We start from the raw sequence: 18,220 nt of genomic DNA on the forward strand, positions 1-18,220 counted from the left end.
GTATTCATTTTTCACACGAAAACTATTCTACCAGGCTTAAAGAAGAATTGCAACTATTCTCCTACTGGTAATTCTATGGAAGGATTTGCATTCCCACTCCCATTATAAAAGTCAGGTACTTCACCTTGAACGCCGATATAATCAATTGGAATCGTATTCTCTACTGTTGTAATGGAAGTTGCAAAAGGAATAACAACCTGAACATCTACCTTTACATGAACGGATATTTCAATGACTGCATTATTAATCCCATATTCAACAATTGATTTTTCTACATTGGAATCTACACTTCCGATGACATAAAAACGAACAGGGACTCTTGGCCCTAAATTCCCTAGTAACGCATTGTTCGTTGCTTGCCCAAGTGGGATATAATAAATGATTCCTTCTTCTTCAGGCTCGCCTTCCTTTTTAATATCTATTTCCGGTATATCTAAAATGTCGATGTTTCCTTTTTCGGCCTCCCGTAAATTCCGTTGTACCTTTTGAGTGATTTGCGTTTGCACTTTATTTACCGTTTGCGCATTAAATTCAAAATGCGAAACTTTTCCGTTTTCATCCTTTTCAATGACTACAAGTTTATCCGGATCAACTTCATCGTTAATATGTTTGTTAATCGCATTATTGATTACAAGCGTTGCAATACGTCTAGTTTCCGTTTCTGCAATGCTTTTTAATGTTGGCTCAATACCTTTGTTAATGACCCATAGTCCTGCAGCTGTTGAAAACATAAAAAAGACGAAGGTTAATAGAAATACATATCGGAAAGGGAGCGGCCCTTTCTTAGGAAGACGTTTCCTCGTTTTGAACAAAACAAATCCCCCTTTCCTTGCTATATGTATGCAAGAAAAGGAGGATGTACGCTTAAGAATTAAAATTTTTTGGGACATTAAACCATTTTAAGCAACGCTTCTTTTCCAGTCGTTCCTGGTACAATTCCTAAACGTTCCGCTTCATAGGTAACAGATTCTAACGGTGCTTCAAGTAATTGATCTAGCGTTCGAACACCGACAGCGCGACCTGCAACAATTCCACGGTCTTTTAGCTTCTCATTTAGTAGTGCAACATCTAATGCTCCACACATAATATATCCTTTATCGTTCATTATTGCCATGAAGTTCGTTTTTGGAAGCTTGATGGTGACTGCAGTAAATTGAAATTGATCGATGATAATTGGGGTCATCGTAACCATTTTGGCAAACTCTCCTTTCCTATTTCACTTTATGAAACGGAACGAAAAGAGTGATGTGTAACCGATGCCCAAATTTCTAAAAATATTCTTAAAAGATTGTTGGTTCAGTTTTAATTAAATGCAAAAGGCGGACGCTCCCCGAACTTGTAAAGGGCATGGCGGCCTTTCGCTTTAACTATTTCATCAAATCATGACCAGAAGGCAACAAACAACCTTTTGACTATATGGCAAAATTAATTCGATACAATTCAATTACTACTCAACTAACCATGATTAAAACCATCAAGATTGTTTTAATTTCCATTCTAAAATATCCCTAAGCATTTCCGGCATGAAGTACGTTTTTTCGTTTAAATGACTTAACTCAGGGTAGAGTGGACCCAATGTAAACATATCTAGTGTTGCAATTCGATACGTACGGTTAGGATCAAGTGGGGCCCCATTAACATAAACTTCTCTGACATGAAATTGTCCATCTTCAAGCTTTTTTCCCTCAACTACAATACCATCAAAAATCATGCGTCCCATGACTTTCCCTCTAAATCCAAGACCTTTTAGTTTGAGTTTTTCCATTTTGTCTGTTCTCGCTTGCAAAATAACTTCTTTTAACTGATTCCCTGATATAGTTAAAAGGCAAGGGTTGATTGGATGCGGGCAAATACGATGAATATCTCCCTTCGTCACGATACCTTTAGGTAACGACTCCAGTAAAACTCCCGCATTTACCATGGATGCTTCACTATTACACCATTCTTTCACCGCTTTTGCGAGCAGCTGTGAAAACGATGAATCTTTAAACCAATTGAGCTCTAAAGGTTTAGTTAAGCGAGCTACCGGTTCATTTAATACGGATTTCGCTTCTTTTTCTAACTGTTGCAGGTGAAGGCTTGCCTCTTTATCTTGAGGCAATAAATTTGTGTCAACTAATTCCGCTTGAATCTCGTTTTCCTCACCTTCACCTAAAGTTATTTTAATATGCCCTATCCATTGTCCATACTTTCCTGCACCTGTCAGCAAAGTATTATTGACCACTTTTCCATTTTGCAGTACATGATGCGTGTGGCCACCGATAATAACATCTATTTCTGGGAACTTACGAGCAACTATCTCATCATCTGAAAGGCCGAGATGAGAAAGCAAAACGACGCCATCCACATAGTCACGAATTTCTTTCAAAACTTGCTTGATACAATCGAACGGGTCAAGAATGGACCAGCCAAGCATTCGATAAAAGGTTTCATAAAACACCGTTACACCGATAACACCAATTTTTATTCCTTGTTCAGTAGTTATGATTTCATACGGTTTCGTCCATTTAGGCCTATCACCATTTTCTTTCCTAAGGTTCGCAACAATGACCGGAAACGTTGCCTCATCATACAACGTATCTAATTGGTCATGAGATAACGTTATTCCCTCGTTATTCCCAATCGTAACCGCATCGTAATTTAGTTCGTTTAACAACTGGATGTTCGCTTTTCCAGAAGTTGCTTCCGAAATGGGATGAAAGCGATCAACGTGATCGCCTATATCAAAAAGGAGGCATGTCTCACCATTCGTATCATGCTTTATTTTTTGCTGCTTTAAGTAATAGGATATTTGAGGCCACATTTCAAAATGACTATGTAAATCGTTTGTATGATAAATATGAATAGTCTGTCCCAACGTTTCTCTCTCCTTAAGCCATTCCTTGATAAATAAGACGTAACCCAACAATAATTAAAATGATGCGTAACAATTGAACAATGTGTTTACTCTTTAGTTTTTGATTGATATGCGCTCCGAACTTTCCTCCAAACCACGCTCCAGGAACGAGCGCCAAAGCGTACAGCCAATTGACATTCCCTAGTACTACATGTGTAGTGGAACTAACTATGGACGACATGAAGATGATAAACATGGATGTCGCAACGGCAATATGAGGGGGAAATAAAAAGAGCATAATCATTGCTGGAACCATTAATGAACCGCCACCAATTCCAAATAAACCTGATAAAAATCCGACCCCAAAAGCGATAACACCCCCAAATACAGGGTGAAAGCCGTAAGTTAATTTTTGACCTTCCTCATTATAGTACGTTCGAATGAATCCGTTTTTTCGTTCTTTTTGCTTTGGTTTCAAACGTTCATTTAAAAATAGTAATATGGCACATCCAATCATGAACAAGCCGAAATAAATATTAAAATCATTAGACTGTAAACTTTTGTTTACCCATGCTCCGACTAGCGCACCTGGACCACTTCCGATAAACAGGACGAACCCACTTTTGTAATCTACCTTCTTATACTTCATATACGCCAAGGTAGAGGATAGACCGGTAAAAATAATCACCACTAAAGACGTTCCAACAGCTACTTGATGAGACATTCCTTCTAAAATGCTTAAGTATGGTGCTAAAAATAATAAGGCGGGTACGACGATGATTCCTCCACCAAGCCCTAACAAACTGCCTAATGTTCCGGCTAGAAAGCCGATTATTATTAAAATCAAAAAGTCCATTTCAAATCTCCTTTATTGTTCATTCCGTCCAATCAAACAAATCGAGCTGCTTAGGTGCCAAATCTTTATATTCAATGTCCAGCAATTGAATAAATTGTTTGGCATTGTCTGCTGCATCGCCGCCTGAGTTGTTATTGAATAGCACAAAGACATTTTGTGACTGTTCATGAAGGGATTTTATATTCTCTTTCCACTCAGACAATTCTTGATCGTTGTAGCGATATAAATAGCGTACATCTCGCCAATTCCCCTCTTTCGGTTTTGTCCAACCATGCACATTTCTTCCGTGAAATCGAACTAACGTCATAACATCATCCGTTGTTCTCAAAACAGTTGGAACAGAGCCTTTGCCCGCTTGCGGCTCATCACAAATGCTATGTATCCATTTCTCTTTTAACATAAATTCAATGGTTTGTTCTCGATATTTCACATCAAACCATGATTGCTCACGAAATTCAAGAGCACATGTAATGTCTCCCATCATAGATTTGCAATACCGTAAATAACTAACATTTTCGCGACTACACGAAAACCAGGGTGGGAACTGAAATAAGACCATCGCCAGTTTATTCGCTTCTTGAAATGGAATAAGCATACGCTTAAATGCTTCAAACATCTCTTCTCTACTTTGAAAAGGATTTACTCCCCTGCTATGTCCTGTCATTCCCTGATAAGCTTTTACGACAAATTGAAATGAATCCGGTGTATCCTGTACCCATTTTCTTACGTTCCGCTCAGGTTGAATAGCATAAAAAGTTGAATCTACTTCTACCGTGGGAAAATGAGCTGCATATTCCTTTAATTTGTCTGCAGGAGATAAACCAGGTGGATAAAGTGAATCGTGATCTCCCCATCCTGTTACCCCTATATAAATCATCATACTCCCTCAATTCTACTGATAAAATACAAACCTAAACCTTCTTATGTTTTATCATAATATAATCAAACAAAACATTCACGGTTACAGCTTAATTTTACATTAAAGAAAAAGCTCACCGGGAATGGTGAGCTTTCGTTATATCATATATTCGATTATCCGATTGAACCTTCCATCTCGAATTTGATGAGACGGTTCATTTCAACAGCATATTCCATTGGAAGTTCTTTTGTAAATGGCTCAATGAAGCCCATAACGATCATTTCTGTTGCTTCTTCTTCAGAAATACCGCGACTCATGAGATAGAATAACTGCTCTTCAGATACTTTTGATACTTTCGCTTCATGCTCTAATGAAATGTTATCATTAAAGATCTCGTTGTACGGAATTGTATCAGATGTTGATTTATTGTCCATGATTAAAGTGTCACACTCGATATTTGCACGAGCGCCGTCCGCTTTACGTCCGAAATGAACGATTCCACGGTACGTTACTTTACCACCTTGCTTCGAAATTGATTTCGATACAATTGTGGAAGAAGTGTTTGGAGCTAAATGAATCATTTTCGCTCCTGCATCTTGGTGTTGTCCCTTACCAGCTAAAGCAATGGATAATGTCATTCCACGTGCACCTTCACCTTTAAGAACAACTGCGGGATATTTCATCGTTAATTTAGAACCGATGTTCCCGTCAATCCATTCCATCGTTGCATTTTCTTCACAAATCGCACGCTTTGTTACAAGGTTGTATACGTTGTTTGCCCAGTTTTGAATTGTTGTATAACGGCAGTAAGCGTCTTTCTTAATGACAATCTCAACAACCGCACTGTGTAATGAGTTCGTTGTATAAACTGGAGCTGTACATCCTTCTACATAATGTACGTGCGCACCTTCGTCAACGATAATTAACGTACGCTCGAACTGTCCCATATTTTCAGAGTTGATACGGAAATACGCTTGAAGAGGTGTGTCTACTTTTACACCTTTCGGAACATAAATGAACGATCCACCAGACCATACAGCTGAGTTTAATGCTGCAAATTTGTTGTCTGTCGGAGGAACAACTGTCGCCCAGTGTTCACGGAAAATATCTTCATTTTCTCTTAATGCACTATCCGTATCTTTAAAGACAATTCCTAGCTCTTCTAAATCTTCTTTCATGTTGTGGTATACTACTTCAGATTCGTACTGAGCCGAAACACCCGCTAAATATTTTTGTTCCGCTTCAGGAATACCAAGCTTATCAAACGTTTGTTTAATTTCATCAGGTACTTCATCCCAAGAGCGCTCAGACTTTTCAGATGGCTTTACGTAGTACGTAATTTCATCAAAGTCTAAAGAGTTCAAATCTCCGCCCCATTGAGGCATCGGCATATTATAGAAATGCTCTAACGACTTTAGGCGGAACTTTAACATCCACTCAGGCTCGTTTTTCATTTTTGAAATTTCTTCAACGATTTCCTTTGTTAATCCACGTTTTGAACGGAAAATGGAAACGTCTTTATCGGCGAAGCCGTACTTGTAATCGCCGATTTCAGGCATATTCTTTGCCATGTATTGTCACTCCAATCCATTTACGTTTTGGCCTTACTTGTCTTCTGCTTGAACACCCTTCTCCATCGCTTTCCAAGCTAATGTCGCACACTTAATACGTGCTGGAAATTTCGCTACACCTTGAAGGGCCTCAATATCTCCTAAATCGATGTCATCATCATAATCATTTCCTTGCATCATTTCGGAAAAGATTTTAGAAAGCTTCAAAGCCGTCTCGACTGACTGACCTTTAATGGCATCCGTCATCATAGAAGCCGATGACATGGAAATGGAACATCCTTCACCCTCAAACTTTGCGTCCACTACAACACCGTCTTCAATTTTCATCGTCAAATGAATACGATCACCGCAAGTTGGGTTATTCATGTCAACTGTCACACTATCTTCCAAGCTTCCCTTGTTACGAGGGTTTTTATAGTGATCCATAATCACTTGACGATACAATGTGTCAAGGTTACTAAATGACATTTCCGAAATACTCCTTTGTCTTTTGTAAGGCTTTTGCCAATTTATCAATTTCTTCTTCTGTGTTATACAAATAGAAGCTTGCTCTAGCTGTTGCCGAAACGTTTAACCATTTCATTAACGGTTGGGCACAGTGATGACCTGCGCGAACGGCAATTCCCTCTGCATCTAATACCGTTGCCACATCATGTGGATGTACATCTTCTAAGTTAAACGTAACAAGACCTGCTCTTTCCTTCGGTCCATAAATTGAGATACCGTCAATTTCAGAGAGGACCTCTAAAGCATAGCTTGCTAATTTATGTTCATATTTTTCAATTTCGTCAAGGCCGATTTCCTCTAAGAAATCAATTGCCGCTGCTAAACCGATAGCACCTGCAATAATCGGCGTACCCGCTTCGAATTTCCAAGGAAGCTCTTTCCATGTAGATTCATACAGACCGACAAAATCAATCATTTCGCCTCCTGTTTCAACAGGCTCCATGTTTTCTAATAGCTCTTTCTTCCCATATAATACGCCGATACCAGTTGGTGCACACATTTTATGACCAGAGAAAGCTAAAAAGTCGCAGTCTAAGTCTTGAACATCAACCTTCATATGCGGGGCACCTTGGGCAGCGTCCACAACCATGATGGCACCATGCTTATGAGCAACGGACGCAAATTGTTTAATCGGGTTAATCGTTCCAAGTACATTGGACACTAATGCAAGAGAAACGATTTTCGTCCGATCTGTGACTGTCGCTTCTAAATCAGCTAGAGCGATGGTTCCATCCTCTTGAAGTGGAACATATTTCAAAGTCGCTCCCGTCTCTTTTGCCACTTGCTGCCACGGAATAATGTTTGCATGATGCTCCATATAGCTAATGACAATTTCGTCACCTTCTTGAAGGTTTGCACGTCCATAGCTTGCAGCTACAATATTTAATGCCGTAGTCGTTCCACGAGTGAAAATAATTTCTTCCGTCGACTTGGCATGAATAAATTGACGCACTCTTTCACGAGCATTTTCGTAACCATCTGTCGCTTTTGTTCCTAAAGTATGAACTCCGCGGTGAACATTAGAGTTATATTCACGGTAGTAATTCGAAATTGCTTCAATAACAGGCAGCGGCTTTTGAGAAGTCGCTGCACTGTCTAAATAAACCAAGTCATGACCGTTTACCTTTTGATCTAAAATCGGAAATTGCTGACGAATATCTTGGATATTCATTATCGTACTTTCCTTTCGATAACCTCAATCAATTGGTTTTTCACACCTTCAATCGGCATGTTATTCACAACTGGCGCTAAGAATCCGTGGATGATTAGACGCTCTGCCTCACGCTTTGGAATACCGCGACTCATTAAGTAATAGAGCTGCATAGGATCTACACGTCCAACCGAAGCTGCGTGACCTGCCGTTACATCATCTTCATCAATCAGAAGGATAGGGTTCGCATCTCCACGTGCTTTCTCGCTTAACATTAAGACACGAGACTCCTGTTCTGCATTCGATTTAGACGCACCATGTTCAATCTTTCCAATTCCGTTAAAGATAGATGATGCTTCATCTTTCATTACACCGTGTTTTAAGATATAACCTTCAGAATGTTTACCGAAGTGAACAACCTTCGTAGTGAAGTTTTGCTTCTGGTTACCACGACCAACTACTACTGTTTTCGTGTCACCAAAAGATCCGTCTCCCATTAAGTTTGTGACATTTTCTGAAATTGTATTACCATCGTTCATTAAACCTAAAGCCCACTCAATACGAGCATCGCGACCTGCTACACCACGGCGGTTCACATATGTTGTAATGTTTTTCGCTAAGTTATCAACTGCACCGTAGCTTACTTTTGCATTCGTACCGGCAATCACTTCCGTTACGAGGTTGAAGACTGCTTCTTCTACTTCTGTCGTTGAGATGTAGTTTTCTACATATGTTACAGAACTATTGTCTTCAGCAACTACTAAGACATGGTTGAATAGGTTCGCATCTTTATTGTCATGCACAAATACAGCTTGAAGAGGTGTTTTCACTTCTACGTTTTTCGGTACGTATACGAAAACCCCACCGTTTAAGTAAGCTGCATGTAATGCTGTTAAACGGTGCTCATCAACTTTTACACCGTCTTTCATGAAATACTTTTGAAGCAACTCACTATGTTCACGTGCTGCTGTGTGAATATCTGTGAAAATAACCCCTTGCTCTTTTAATTCTTCTGATAAAGAAGCAAAGGCAGGAGTGTTATTACGTTGGATATATAAGTTTTGATCTGTTGCATCTAAGTCAATTAACGTTTTAACTTCTTCCGGAAGCTCGTTTAAGTCAGTAAGTGTAGTTCCCGCAACTGCATGATCTTTAAATTGCGTAAAGTTCCACTTATCGATTTTCGTTTTATCTGGCTTTGGCATCGGTAATTCTGCTGCTTTTTGAAGAGCAAGTACACGAAGCTCTTTAAGCCATTCTGGTTCACCGAGCTCTTTGGAGTAGTTTAAAATGTATTCTTGATCGAATGGTAGTTTCGTATCAACTGTCATTTTCATCCCCCTAACGCTTACGCTTCTTGCCCTACAGTTTCGTCTTCAATACCTAATTCTTTCTTGATCCAGTCGTAACCTTCAGCCTCAAGACGTTGTGCTAATTCAGCTCCACCAGATTTCACTACTTTACCTTGCATCATAACATGTACATAATCCGGTGTGATGTAGTTAAGAAGTCTTTGATAGTGTGTAATAATTAAGCAACCAAATTCAGAGCTGCGCATTTCGTTAATTCCTTTAGAGACAACTTTTAACGCGTCAATATCAAGACCAGAGTCGATTTCGTCTAAGATTGCCACTTTTGGCTCAAGCATCATTAACTGAAGAATTTCGTTACGTTTTTTCTCACCGCCAGAGAATCCTTCATTTAAATAACGTTGTGCCATATCTTGATCCATTTCTAAGAAGTCCATTTTCTCGTCCATTTTACGGATGAACTTCATTAAAGAAATCTCGTTTCCTTCTTCACGACGAGCGTTGATAGCTGAACGCAAGAAGTCTGCGTTTGTTACACCAGAAATTTCACTCGGATATTGCATTGCTAAGAAAAGACCTGCACGTGCTCTTTCATCCACGTCCATTTCTAAAACATCTTCACCATCAAGTGTAATGCTTCCCTTTGTAATCTCGTATTTTGGATGACCCATGATTGCGGAAGATAACGTTGATTTACCAGTTCCGTTTGGTCCCATGATTGCATGGATTTCTCCACCTTTAATCTCAAGGTTTACACCCTTTAAGATTTCTTTGCCTTCCACTGAAACGTGTAAGTCCTTAATCGTTAACGTAGAACCTGCCATGAATATACCTCCATTTATTTAAACATAATTTTCATACATTAATTCTCAATTTATTCTCATTCTAATTTTATAGTAAATAGAATGTGAATACAACTCTTATCACAACTTCAATTGTTTCCATTTGAACTATTTTAAATCAATTTGATGAAAAAGAGCCACTACCATCTTAACAAAAATTCAACAAAATATCTAAATGAATGCGATTATACACGAATAAAATCTTCCTTTTCATCTATGTTGAGAAAAGAGCCTCTGTAAAAAATGTTGTTTGCTAAGTTAGCAACATCATTTTCGAAAGCAATCTTATCCTTTTTCGCATAAAAAGAAGTGTAATTAATAAGGAAAGAGCCAGTCTATTTGACTAGCTCTTTCCTCAATTTCATATATGTTTAACCATCGTTGTTTTTCTTACATTCGTTTCGACAATCTATGTTCATCTACTGGAGGAGAATGAAGCTTCCGTTCAATGGAGCCCACAACATGCTGACTTATTACATACTCTTTTTCACGTTGTTTTTCCACTTCCAAACGCTTTTTATGCTTACGGCTATATTCTGCATACCCCATCCCATGAAATTGATGCATCGACTTTTCCATTTCAGACGTTACATTCAGGTCAAGCAACTCTTGACTTGTATAAATAACGAATCATCCCTTCAATTGTTTTTTTCGTTTGAACAATTAAAAGCTTACCAAACATAGGAAGTCTTCCACAAATGGGAGGGTTCCGTAAAATAAGGGATGACACGTAAAGATATAGAGTGGTGCTCAAACAGATTCTTTTCTTTTACAAATTCAGCCAAATACTCTTTTTTCCTCGTTATTGTAACGGATTTGAATCTCTTAAGTCCGCGATACAATCTTGGACTAGCGTAACGGCTTGACTCATTGCTGCGCCTCCGCCAAAAGCAGATGCTACTCCTGCTGCTTCAAAAATTTCTTGCTCCGTACATTGATGATCGACGCACCCTTTCGTATGGTAGATCATACAATACTCATCTTGAAGAACCATACTAATCCCGAGGGCGATGAGTTGTTTTTCCTTTTGCGAAAGTGCTCCCTCTTTAAAACATGCTTCAGTAAATTCATTATAATGCCTCGCTAAATCTGGCATCTTTTTCATAAATGTTCCTAGACCTTCTTTGTAGTCATATAAAGCTTGTTCTGTAAACGTACGACTTTGCTCGTGCACACTATCACCCCATTATTAGAATTTCAACGTTAGTATGGGATGAATTTTTGATAATATACGACTACCTTCAAGAATAAATAAAAAAGGTGTAAGAAGTCTTAAGCATTCTTACACCTTTTCAGTAATTTATTCGTTCGCTGGAATGACAGAGCCTTTGTAGTTTTCTTCAATAAATTGTTGAATCTCTTCAGAGTGAAGTACTTCTACTAATGCTTGGATTTTCTCAGAATCTTTGTCTTCACTACGAACAACAATAAGGTTCACATACGGATTGTTTTCTGGTGATTCTAGGGCAATGGAATCAACCGATGGATCAAGGTCAGCTTCAAGAGCTAAGTTTCCATTAATTAAAATAGCATCAGCTTCATCATTTTCATACGCTTTCGTTAAAAATGGAGCTTCAATATCTGCTTTGAACTGTAGATTTTTCGGATTCTCAGCAATATCATCAATCGTTGCTTCCGTTTTTTCAATTCCGTCCTTTAGCGTAATAAGACCTTTTTCTTCTAACATGGAAAGCATACGTCCATGGTCAGCAACAGAGCTGCTCATAATAATAGTTGCCCCTTCAGGTAATTCCTCTAATGAATCGTATCTTTTGGAATATACCCCAATTGGTTCAATATGAACTCCGCCTACGCTTTCAAAATCATAGCCGTGATCAGCAATTTGAGATTTTAAATAAGGTTCATGCTGAAAATAGTTAGCATCAATATCTTTTTCGGATAAAGCTGTATTTGGGAGAACATAATCTGTAAATTCTTCAATTTGTAACTCATACCCTTTTTCTTCCAATAACGATTTCGCTTCTTCTAAAATCTCCGTATGTGGAATTGGTGATGCTCCTACCTTAATAACCTTGCTTTCACCTTCACTCGACTCTCCACCACCGCAAGCAACAGTGAATGCAGTTGTAACTGTAAGAACTCCTGTTAGTAATAGCTTTTTCATGTTGTTTTCCTCCTAACGTTTATCTAATAAATTGGTTAATTTATCTCCTAAAAATTGAATAATAAAGACGATAAGTAAAATTAATATGGTCGCAATGAGTGTTACATCATTATTATTTCGTTGGAACCCTTCTAAATAAGCTAAATTCCCTAAACCACCAGCACCTACAACCCCCGCCATAGCTGTATAACCTACGAGAGCGATCGCTGTAACCGTTATGCCGGAAACAAGGGCGGGCATCGATTCTGGTAACAATACTTTAAAAATGATAGTTGTCGTTTTCGCCCCCATTGATTTAGCGGCTTCAATAACCCCTTTATCAATTTCTCTTAACGCAATCTCAACCATTCGGCCGTAGAAAGGAGCGGCCCCAATAATTAATGCCGGAAGAGCTGCATTTGCCCCCAATATTGTTCCAACCACGATTTTGGTGAACGGAATGAGTAAGATAATTAAAATGATAAAAGGAATAGAACGAAAAATATTCACCAAAGACGCTACAACTTGATTCACCATGCGATTTTCCCAAATGTTCCCTTTAGAAGTAAGGAATAATAAAAGACCTAATGCAATTCCAAGAATAAATGTGGCAATGACTGAGATTGCCGTCATATATAGGGTTTCAAATGTAGCGTCCCATATTTTTTCCCATTTTACGTTTGGAAACCATTCATGAAGCATGAGCGATCACCTCCGCATTCACTTTTTCACGTTGTAAATAGTCGATCGCCTCTTGAACAATGTTGTCACTCCCATTTAAATGAATAAATAGCGTTCCATAAGCCCCGCGCTGAGTTTGTGAAATCTTTCCTTGTAAGATGTTTACCGTAAGATCAAATTGTTTCATTAACTGAGTAATGATAGGCTGTTCAGCAGACTCGCCAATAAACGTTAATTTCACTACTTTTCCTTCTTTGTAGTGTGTGAGCAAGTGCTCAATCGTCTCCAGCGTTTCTTCTGGTTCTGTCACTTGTTGAACGAACCGTTTCGTTATCGGTTGTTTTGGCTCTTGGAAAACGTTTAGTACTTCTCCTTCTTCCACCACTTTACCGCGTTCCATAACTGCCACTCTATGACAGATTTTTCGTATGACATGCATCTCATGTGTAATTAAAACAATGGTCAAACCTAATCGACGATTAATATCCACTAATAAATCTAAAATCGAATCCGTCGTTTGAGGGTCTAGAGCTGATGTCGCCTCATCGCAAAGAAGGACTTTCGGATTATTAGCAAGAGCTCTTGCAATTCCAACACGTTGCTTTTGCCCTCCACTTAGCTGGGAAGGATACGCATTCTCTCGTCCTTCAAGACCAACAAGCTTGATTAATTCATCCACCCTTTTTAACCGTTCCTTTTTTGGAATACCTGCTATTTCCAGTGGAAATGCGATATTATCGCGAACGGTTCGAGACCATAAAAGATTGAAATGCTGAAAGATCATGCTAATTTCTTGTCTTGCTTTTCGCAACGCTTCTCCTTTTATCTCGTCGATTCGATTCCCCACTACTTCGACTGAACCGGATGTCGGTTTCTCAAGTCCATTTAACAAGCGAATCAATGAGCTTTTCCCAGCACCACTATATCCGATGATTCCGAATATTTCGCCTTTTTTGATTGTTAAATTCACTTGATCGACTGCTGTTACATCTCCATTACTCGAAGAATAAATCTTTGATACATTTTTTAACGAAATCAATCTTCCACCTGCTTTCTAAGATGTTTACTGGCATTATGTTTTTACGTTATTACATGCTCCGTTTCCAAGCATCCATTCTTGAAAGTAATCAAAAGCATCTTAACAATGAAAAAAGCCTTTCTGCGATGAACAGAAAGGCTTTATATATAACGTATAAAAAACCTTTCTCTCATCTTTCAAAGCTATCGCTTTGCGTGAATTGGCACCATTTCAACTGTCGTTGACGGTTGCCGGGTTTCATAGGGCACTTCCCTCCACCTCTCTGGATAAGAGAAACAGTTCACTATTTAATTGTATTGGTTAAATAACTGATTCTGATTCTAGCATCTTCTTATTTTTCTGTCAATTACTTTTTTAAACAATTAACGTGTTAAGTCGTTACCGTTTTAGAACGTTGAGACAATTGACCAGTAGCTTTACCTATTGCTTGTTCTAAATCATCGAGTAAATCATCAATATGCTCAATTCCGACTGACAAACGAATCAAGTCCTCCGTAACCCCCGCTTCTTTTAATTCGTCTTGATTTAATTGCTGGTGAGTAGTACTCGCAGGATGGATGATCAAACTTTTCGCATCTCCTACGTTTGCTACGTGGGACCATAATTCAACTTTATCAATAAGCGTCCGACCGGCTTCTCGACCGCCTTTAATTCCGAAAACGACGACAGCTCCTGCTCCTTTTGGTAAATACCGTTCGCATAACGCATAGGCAGGATGATCTTCTAATTCTGGATATAACACCCAATCAACAGCAGGATGTTGTTTTAAGTACTGTACGACCTTCCTCGTATTTTCAATATGTTCCTTCATTCGAACATGAAGAGTTTCTAACCCTAAGTTAAATTGAAACGCATTAAGCGAACTCATCGCTGGCCCTAAATCACGTAGTAATTGAACACGCGCTTTTACAATGAAAGCGATATGCCCGACCGCTTCTGCATATACAAGATTATGATAACTAGGGTCAGGTGTTGTGAAGCCTGGGAATTTCGGTGAATTCCAATCAAAAGTACCACCGTCAACAATGATTCCTCCTAATGTCGTACCATTTCCGAGCAACCATTTTGTAGCCGAGTGTACAACAATATCCGCTCCATGATTGATTGGTTGACATAAATAAGGAGTTGCAAACGTGTTATCAACAATTAGAGGAATGCCTGCATCATGAGCAATGTCTGCTACTTTTTTAATATCGAGAACTTGCAATGAAGGATTTCCAATCGTTTCTGCAAATATCGCTTTTGTCTTCGATGTGATTGCATTCTGAAAATGCTCTGGATCAGACTGGTCAACAAAAATTGTTTTTATCCCATATTTCGGTAACGTCGTGGCAAATAAATTGTACGTTCCTCCATACAAAGAAGAGGATGCAACAATTTCATCTCCTGCATTGGCAATATTTAATATTGCTAGAGTAATAGCTGCCATCCCACTAGCAACAGCTAATGCTCCAACCCCTCCCTCTAAAGAAGCTACTCTCTCTTCAAAAACAGTAACCGTAGGGTTATGAATTCGAGAATAAATATACCCTTCTTCTTTTAACGCAAATAAATTAGCTGCGTGGTCAGCATTCTCAAAAACATACGCGTTGGATTGATAAATTGGAACAGCTCTGGCTCCTGTTACCGGATCTTTCTTTAATCCCCCATGAACATTTAACGTCTCTAACCGATATGTTTTCTCTGACATTCCTCATCCTCCTCTTTCTCGAACGAATATAATACCCATTAAACCACTTTGTTTTATCAAAAGTCAATGAATATTCAGAATTTATAATCTTTAAATACTATTGAATGATCTACATTGAAATTATTTTTGGGGAGTAAAAAACTTTGTTGAATGTATAATATATTTTTCAAAAATTAAATAATTGCTCAACTGAGTTACACTAAACTCAATCAACATCATAAAGGGGGGATTAGCGATTAAATTTACATAAAGTGAGGATGGATTCTAATCGGAGAATGTCCCTGTATTTCCCTTCCACTTGAATCATTCGTAAATTGTTTAGCTGTTGAAGCCGTAGCTCTCCTTCCCATAACTCATCCCAATGTTCTTGATTTCCACTAATTTTGATATGCCAATTCCCATTTCCATTTTCCTGTTTTTCAATCCCCTCTTCCGAAAGTCTATATGTCTCGAAACAGCCTCCTAAAGAGTTAAAAGCAATAAAAATCGGCTCCTTCGGAAAAAGAGGCTTAACTAGATGGTTCGTATTCAATTGCATTATCATTTTTTCGAACACCGTATTCACCTCCATTTGTCTACCTTCGAAAGATTAAATGACTATAAAGGAGATTTCTATCTTTTAGACGCCTTTCCTTCTCAATCTTCTCGACATCTTTTAGTGTTTTCAGACATATTTCCTGAGAAATATGTAGAAAATACAGTTTTTCTCTCTAATAAGAAGAGCGCAAAGCGCAAGTCCTTAGGCGAAGGGCGCTTTAGGACCTGCGAGGAGGCTTCCGTCGCACAGCAGGGCCGAGGCGACCCGAGCTGATGGCGCTTTGCGCTAGACACCAAAAAAACGGTAAAGAGAATACTTTAACACTTTGTTGAACTTAAACTTTCTGTAACAACAAAAAAAACCGCATTATGCGGCATAAGGTTTTAATGATTCATATAAGTGTTCAATAGAATGAAACGCGTATTTTTTATACTTAATTTCTCCCTTTTCGATAACGAGCAAACAAGGTACACTTTCAACTTTCCATTTTTCTGCATAACGAGGTATGAAATTTAAATCTTTCATATAAATCGTTAGTGAAGGAATAGCTGCTTCCACAACCGAAAGCATCTTCTTAGCTAATTGGCATGTCCCACATAAAGGAGTATATAAGTATAAGACTATTTTCTCTTTTTCTTCAATTTCTTTTAATTGTTCTTCAGTTAACTCAATCATTTTATCTTTTCTTGCACCTCTTATGATAAAAATTTTGACTGCACATCAATATTGGCACTTATTAAAACAGAAGCTAGATGTTGTTCAGGAGCAGATGCTACTTCACGATAAGCTCTGTCTATATATAAATGATACGCCTCAGGAAATTCCCTTTTAAATTGCTTCCTTAGCTTTTCTCCAGCATCGTCTGCATCAACTAGTATATATACTTCTTTGTACAATACGTGATCGATTAGTTCGTCCAACTTCGTTAAGCTCAAGGTTCCATTTGTACAAATGATTTCAATTGGCTCATTAATAACTCTTTCAACTTTACGCTTATCTGACTTTCCTTCTACAATAATAACCTTCTCCACATCAACGACTGCCATTCGCATCACCTGTTTCACATTATACACTTCTATACTAGTTTATTCGAGTAAGTACATATTTTTCCCTTTTTTATTAGGCTGTTTTCATAAAGAGTGTTGTTTTTTTAACTTAAGAATACTTAACATTCTCTCCATTACATTGGGTAAAAACGATGGTGAACCATTTATACACACTGAAACAATCCTTAAAAAGAGCTTCTTATGGAAAGAAATCAAGACCAATAAAAAAAGAAAGCACCTCCAACAGAAGGCGCTTTGCTTTATTATTCTTCATTTGTCATTTCTTCGTACTGTTCAGCAGTCATTAACTTTTCAATTTCGCTCATGTCTTTTGGCTCAACAACAATCATCCATGCTTTTTCATAAGGAGATTCGTTTACAAATTCAGGGCTGTCATCAAGGTCTTCATTGATTTCCACAACTGTTCCACTAATTGGTGCGTATAGCTCAGAAACTGTTTTTACGGACTCAACGCTACCGAATGGTTCGTTTGCTTCAATTTCATCTCCTACTTCCGGAAGCTCAACAAACACGATATCACCGAGTTCTGATTGAGCAAAGTCAGTAATTCCGACACGAACTTTGTCTCCTTCTACTTTTACCCACTCATGTTCTTCTGAATAACGCAATTCCTTTGGTGTGTTCATCCCTATTTCCCTCCACAAAAATGTAATTTATGATGAAAAAGATTTAAAAAATCTTTTTCTTATTACAGCCAAGTCGCTTCAAATTGTTCTTCTTTAAATCCTACTGTAACTCGCTCTCCATCCGTTAGGATCGGACGCTTCAATAACATACCATCCGATGCAAGAATGTCGAGTAATTCTTCTTCTGAAGCTGTTTTCACTTTATCTTTTAATCCTAATTCACGATACTTTTGACCGCTTGTATTAAAAAACTTTTTCAGTTCCAAGCCACTTTTCTCATATAAGCTTTTTAATTCCTCTTTACTTGGAGGATTTTCCACAATATGTACAGCTTCAAATGAAACATTATGTTCTTCTAACCATTTTTTCGCTTTACGGCATGTCCCACATTTAGGATACCAATAAAATGTACGTGACATGATTTCACCACCTAGTAGACTTCCTTATTCGTATTGTAGCATATTCTTTCTATCAAGGATAACAAGTTCATTTTAATTTTTTCTTTTTTCGAAATTGTATTGAATTCATCATTTAGACATTTACC

General features: G+C 38.2%; 21 protein-coding genes and 1 riboswitch. All 21 genes read right to left on the bottom strand.

Annotation, left to right across the window (positions count from 1 at the left end; translation table 11 throughout):
• Nucleotides 1-53 precede the first annotated feature (53 nt).
• The gene (yunB, locus tag ML543_RS12495) at nucleotides 54-812 is read right to left on the bottom strand and encodes a sporulation protein YunB (protein ID WP_243387753.1); all 759 of its coding nucleotides are present in this window, start codon (nucleotides 810-812) and stop codon (nucleotides 54-56) included.
• A gap of 77 nt (nucleotides 813-889) precedes the next feature.
• Nucleotides 890-1,192, bottom strand: a complete 303-nt coding sequence (locus ML543_RS12500) for a YunC family protein (protein WP_243387755.1) — start codon at nucleotides 1,190-1,192, stop codon at nucleotides 890-892.
• Nucleotides 1,193-1,474: 282 nt separating this feature from the next.
• Nucleotides 1,475-2,857 (bottom strand): bifunctional metallophosphatase/5'-nucleotidase, encoded by a 1,383-nt coding sequence (locus ML543_RS12505; protein ID WP_243387757.1) that lies wholly within the window; start codon nucleotides 2,855-2,857, stop codon nucleotides 1,475-1,477.
• 13 nt (nucleotides 2,858-2,870) lie between these two features.
• Nucleotides 2,871-3,692, bottom strand: a complete 822-nt coding sequence (locus ML543_RS12510; protein ID WP_243387759.1) for a sulfite exporter TauE/SafE family protein — start codon at nucleotides 3,690-3,692, stop codon at nucleotides 2,871-2,873.
• A gap of 19 nt (nucleotides 3,693-3,711) precedes the next feature.
• Nucleotides 3,712-4,569, bottom strand: coding sequence for a DUF72 domain-containing protein (locus ML543_RS12515; RefSeq protein WP_243387830.1), 858 nt, complete (start codon nucleotides 4,567-4,569; stop codon nucleotides 3,712-3,714).
• A gap of 155 nt (nucleotides 4,570-4,724) precedes the next feature.
• A complete protein-coding gene (sufB, locus tag ML543_RS12520; protein ID WP_243387761.1) occupies nucleotides 4,725-6,122 on the bottom strand; it encodes a Fe-S cluster assembly protein SufB in 1,398 nt (465 codons plus the stop codon).
• 33 nt (nucleotides 6,123-6,155) lie between these two features.
• On the bottom strand, nucleotides 6,156-6,590 hold the full coding sequence (gene sufU / locus ML543_RS12525; protein ID WP_243387762.1) for a Fe-S cluster assembly sulfur transfer protein SufU: 435 nt from the start codon (nucleotides 6,588-6,590) through the stop codon (nucleotides 6,156-6,158).
• Entirely contained in the window at nucleotides 6,580-7,800 is a 1,221-nt protein-coding gene (locus ML543_RS12530; protein ID WP_243387763.1) for a cysteine desulfurase, read from the bottom strand. Before ML543_RS12530 ends, sufU begins: the two co-directional genes overlap by 11 nt.
• The gene (gene sufD, locus ML543_RS12535; protein ID WP_243387764.1) at nucleotides 7,800-9,110 is read right to left on the bottom strand and encodes a Fe-S cluster assembly protein SufD; all 1,311 of its coding nucleotides are present in this window, start codon (nucleotides 9,108-9,110) and stop codon (nucleotides 7,800-7,802) included. The genes ML543_RS12530 and sufD overlap by 1 nt, the downstream gene beginning before the upstream one ends.
• A gap of 17 nt (nucleotides 9,111-9,127) precedes the next feature.
• Complete coding sequence (gene sufC, locus ML543_RS12540; RefSeq protein ID WP_243387765.1) at nucleotides 9,128-9,913, bottom strand: Fe-S cluster assembly ATPase SufC; 786 nt, start codon at nucleotides 9,911-9,913, stop codon at nucleotides 9,128-9,130.
• Nucleotides 9,914-10,321: 408 nt separating this feature from the next.
• Nucleotides 10,322-10,498: a YuzK family famiily protein gene (locus ML543_RS12545; RefSeq protein WP_341482363.1), complete on the bottom strand. Its 177-nt coding sequence runs from the start codon at nucleotides 10,496-10,498 to the stop codon at nucleotides 10,322-10,324.
• Between the two features lie 235 nt (nucleotides 10,499-10,733).
• Entirely contained in the window at nucleotides 10,734-11,105 is a 372-nt protein-coding gene (locus tag ML543_RS12550) for a carboxymuconolactone decarboxylase family protein (protein WP_243387767.1), read from the bottom strand.
• A gap of 126 nt (nucleotides 11,106-11,231) precedes the next feature.
• A complete protein-coding gene (locus tag ML543_RS12555) occupies nucleotides 11,232-12,056 on the bottom strand; it encodes a MetQ/NlpA family ABC transporter substrate-binding protein (RefSeq protein WP_243387768.1) in 825 nt (274 codons plus the stop codon).
• A gap of 12 nt (nucleotides 12,057-12,068) precedes the next feature.
• Nucleotides 12,069-12,737, bottom strand: coding sequence for a methionine ABC transporter permease (locus ML543_RS12560; protein WP_243387770.1), 669 nt, complete (start codon nucleotides 12,735-12,737; stop codon nucleotides 12,069-12,071).
• Nucleotides 12,727-13,755: a methionine ABC transporter ATP-binding protein gene (locus tag ML543_RS12565; RefSeq protein WP_243387772.1), complete on the bottom strand. Its 1,029-nt coding sequence runs from the start codon at nucleotides 13,753-13,755 to the stop codon at nucleotides 12,727-12,729. Before ML543_RS12565 ends, ML543_RS12560 begins: the two co-directional genes overlap by 11 nt.
• A 166-nt stretch (nucleotides 13,756-13,921) precedes the next feature.
• Nucleotides 13,922-14,028, bottom strand: a riboswitch (SAM riboswitch).
• 97 nt (nucleotides 14,029-14,125) lie between these two features.
• The gene (locus ML543_RS12570) at nucleotides 14,126-15,445 is read right to left on the bottom strand and encodes an O-acetylhomoserine aminocarboxypropyltransferase/cysteine synthase family protein (RefSeq protein ID WP_243387773.1); all 1,320 of its coding nucleotides are present in this window, start codon (nucleotides 15,443-15,445) and stop codon (nucleotides 14,126-14,128) included.
• Nucleotides 15,446-15,674: 229 nt separating this feature from the next.
• Nucleotides 15,675-16,001, bottom strand: coding sequence for a hypothetical protein (locus tag ML543_RS12575; protein WP_243387774.1), 327 nt, complete (start codon nucleotides 15,999-16,001; stop codon nucleotides 15,675-15,677).
• 348 nt (nucleotides 16,002-16,349) lie between these two features.
• Nucleotides 16,350-16,658 carry a thioredoxin family protein gene (locus ML543_RS12580; RefSeq protein ID WP_243387775.1) on the bottom strand — a complete coding sequence of 103 codons (309 nt, stop codon included), beginning with the start codon at nucleotides 16,656-16,658 and terminating at the stop codon, nucleotides 16,350-16,352.
• 20 nt (nucleotides 16,659-16,678) lie between these two features.
• The gene (locus tag ML543_RS12585) at nucleotides 16,679-17,029 is read right to left on the bottom strand and encodes a toprim domain-containing protein (RefSeq protein WP_243387831.1); all 351 of its coding nucleotides are present in this window, start codon (nucleotides 17,027-17,029) and stop codon (nucleotides 16,679-16,681) included.
• A 263-nt stretch (nucleotides 17,030-17,292) separates the two neighbouring features.
• Nucleotides 17,293-17,676 carry a glycine cleavage system protein GcvH gene (gcvH, locus tag ML543_RS12590; protein ID WP_243387776.1) on the bottom strand — a complete coding sequence of 128 codons (384 nt, stop codon included), beginning with the start codon at nucleotides 17,674-17,676 and terminating at the stop codon, nucleotides 17,293-17,295.
• 62 nt (nucleotides 17,677-17,738) lie between these two features.
• Nucleotides 17,739-18,095: an arsenate reductase family protein gene (locus ML543_RS12595; RefSeq protein ID WP_243387777.1), complete on the bottom strand. Its 357-nt coding sequence runs from the start codon at nucleotides 18,093-18,095 to the stop codon at nucleotides 17,739-17,741.
• Between the last annotated feature and the right edge of the window lie 125 nt (nucleotides 18,096-18,220).

It is taken from the genome of Bacillus kexueae (genome assembly GCF_022809095.1).
Lineage (GTDB): Bacteria > Bacillota > Bacilli > Bacillales > Aeribacillaceae > Bacillus_BZ > Bacillus_BZ kexueae.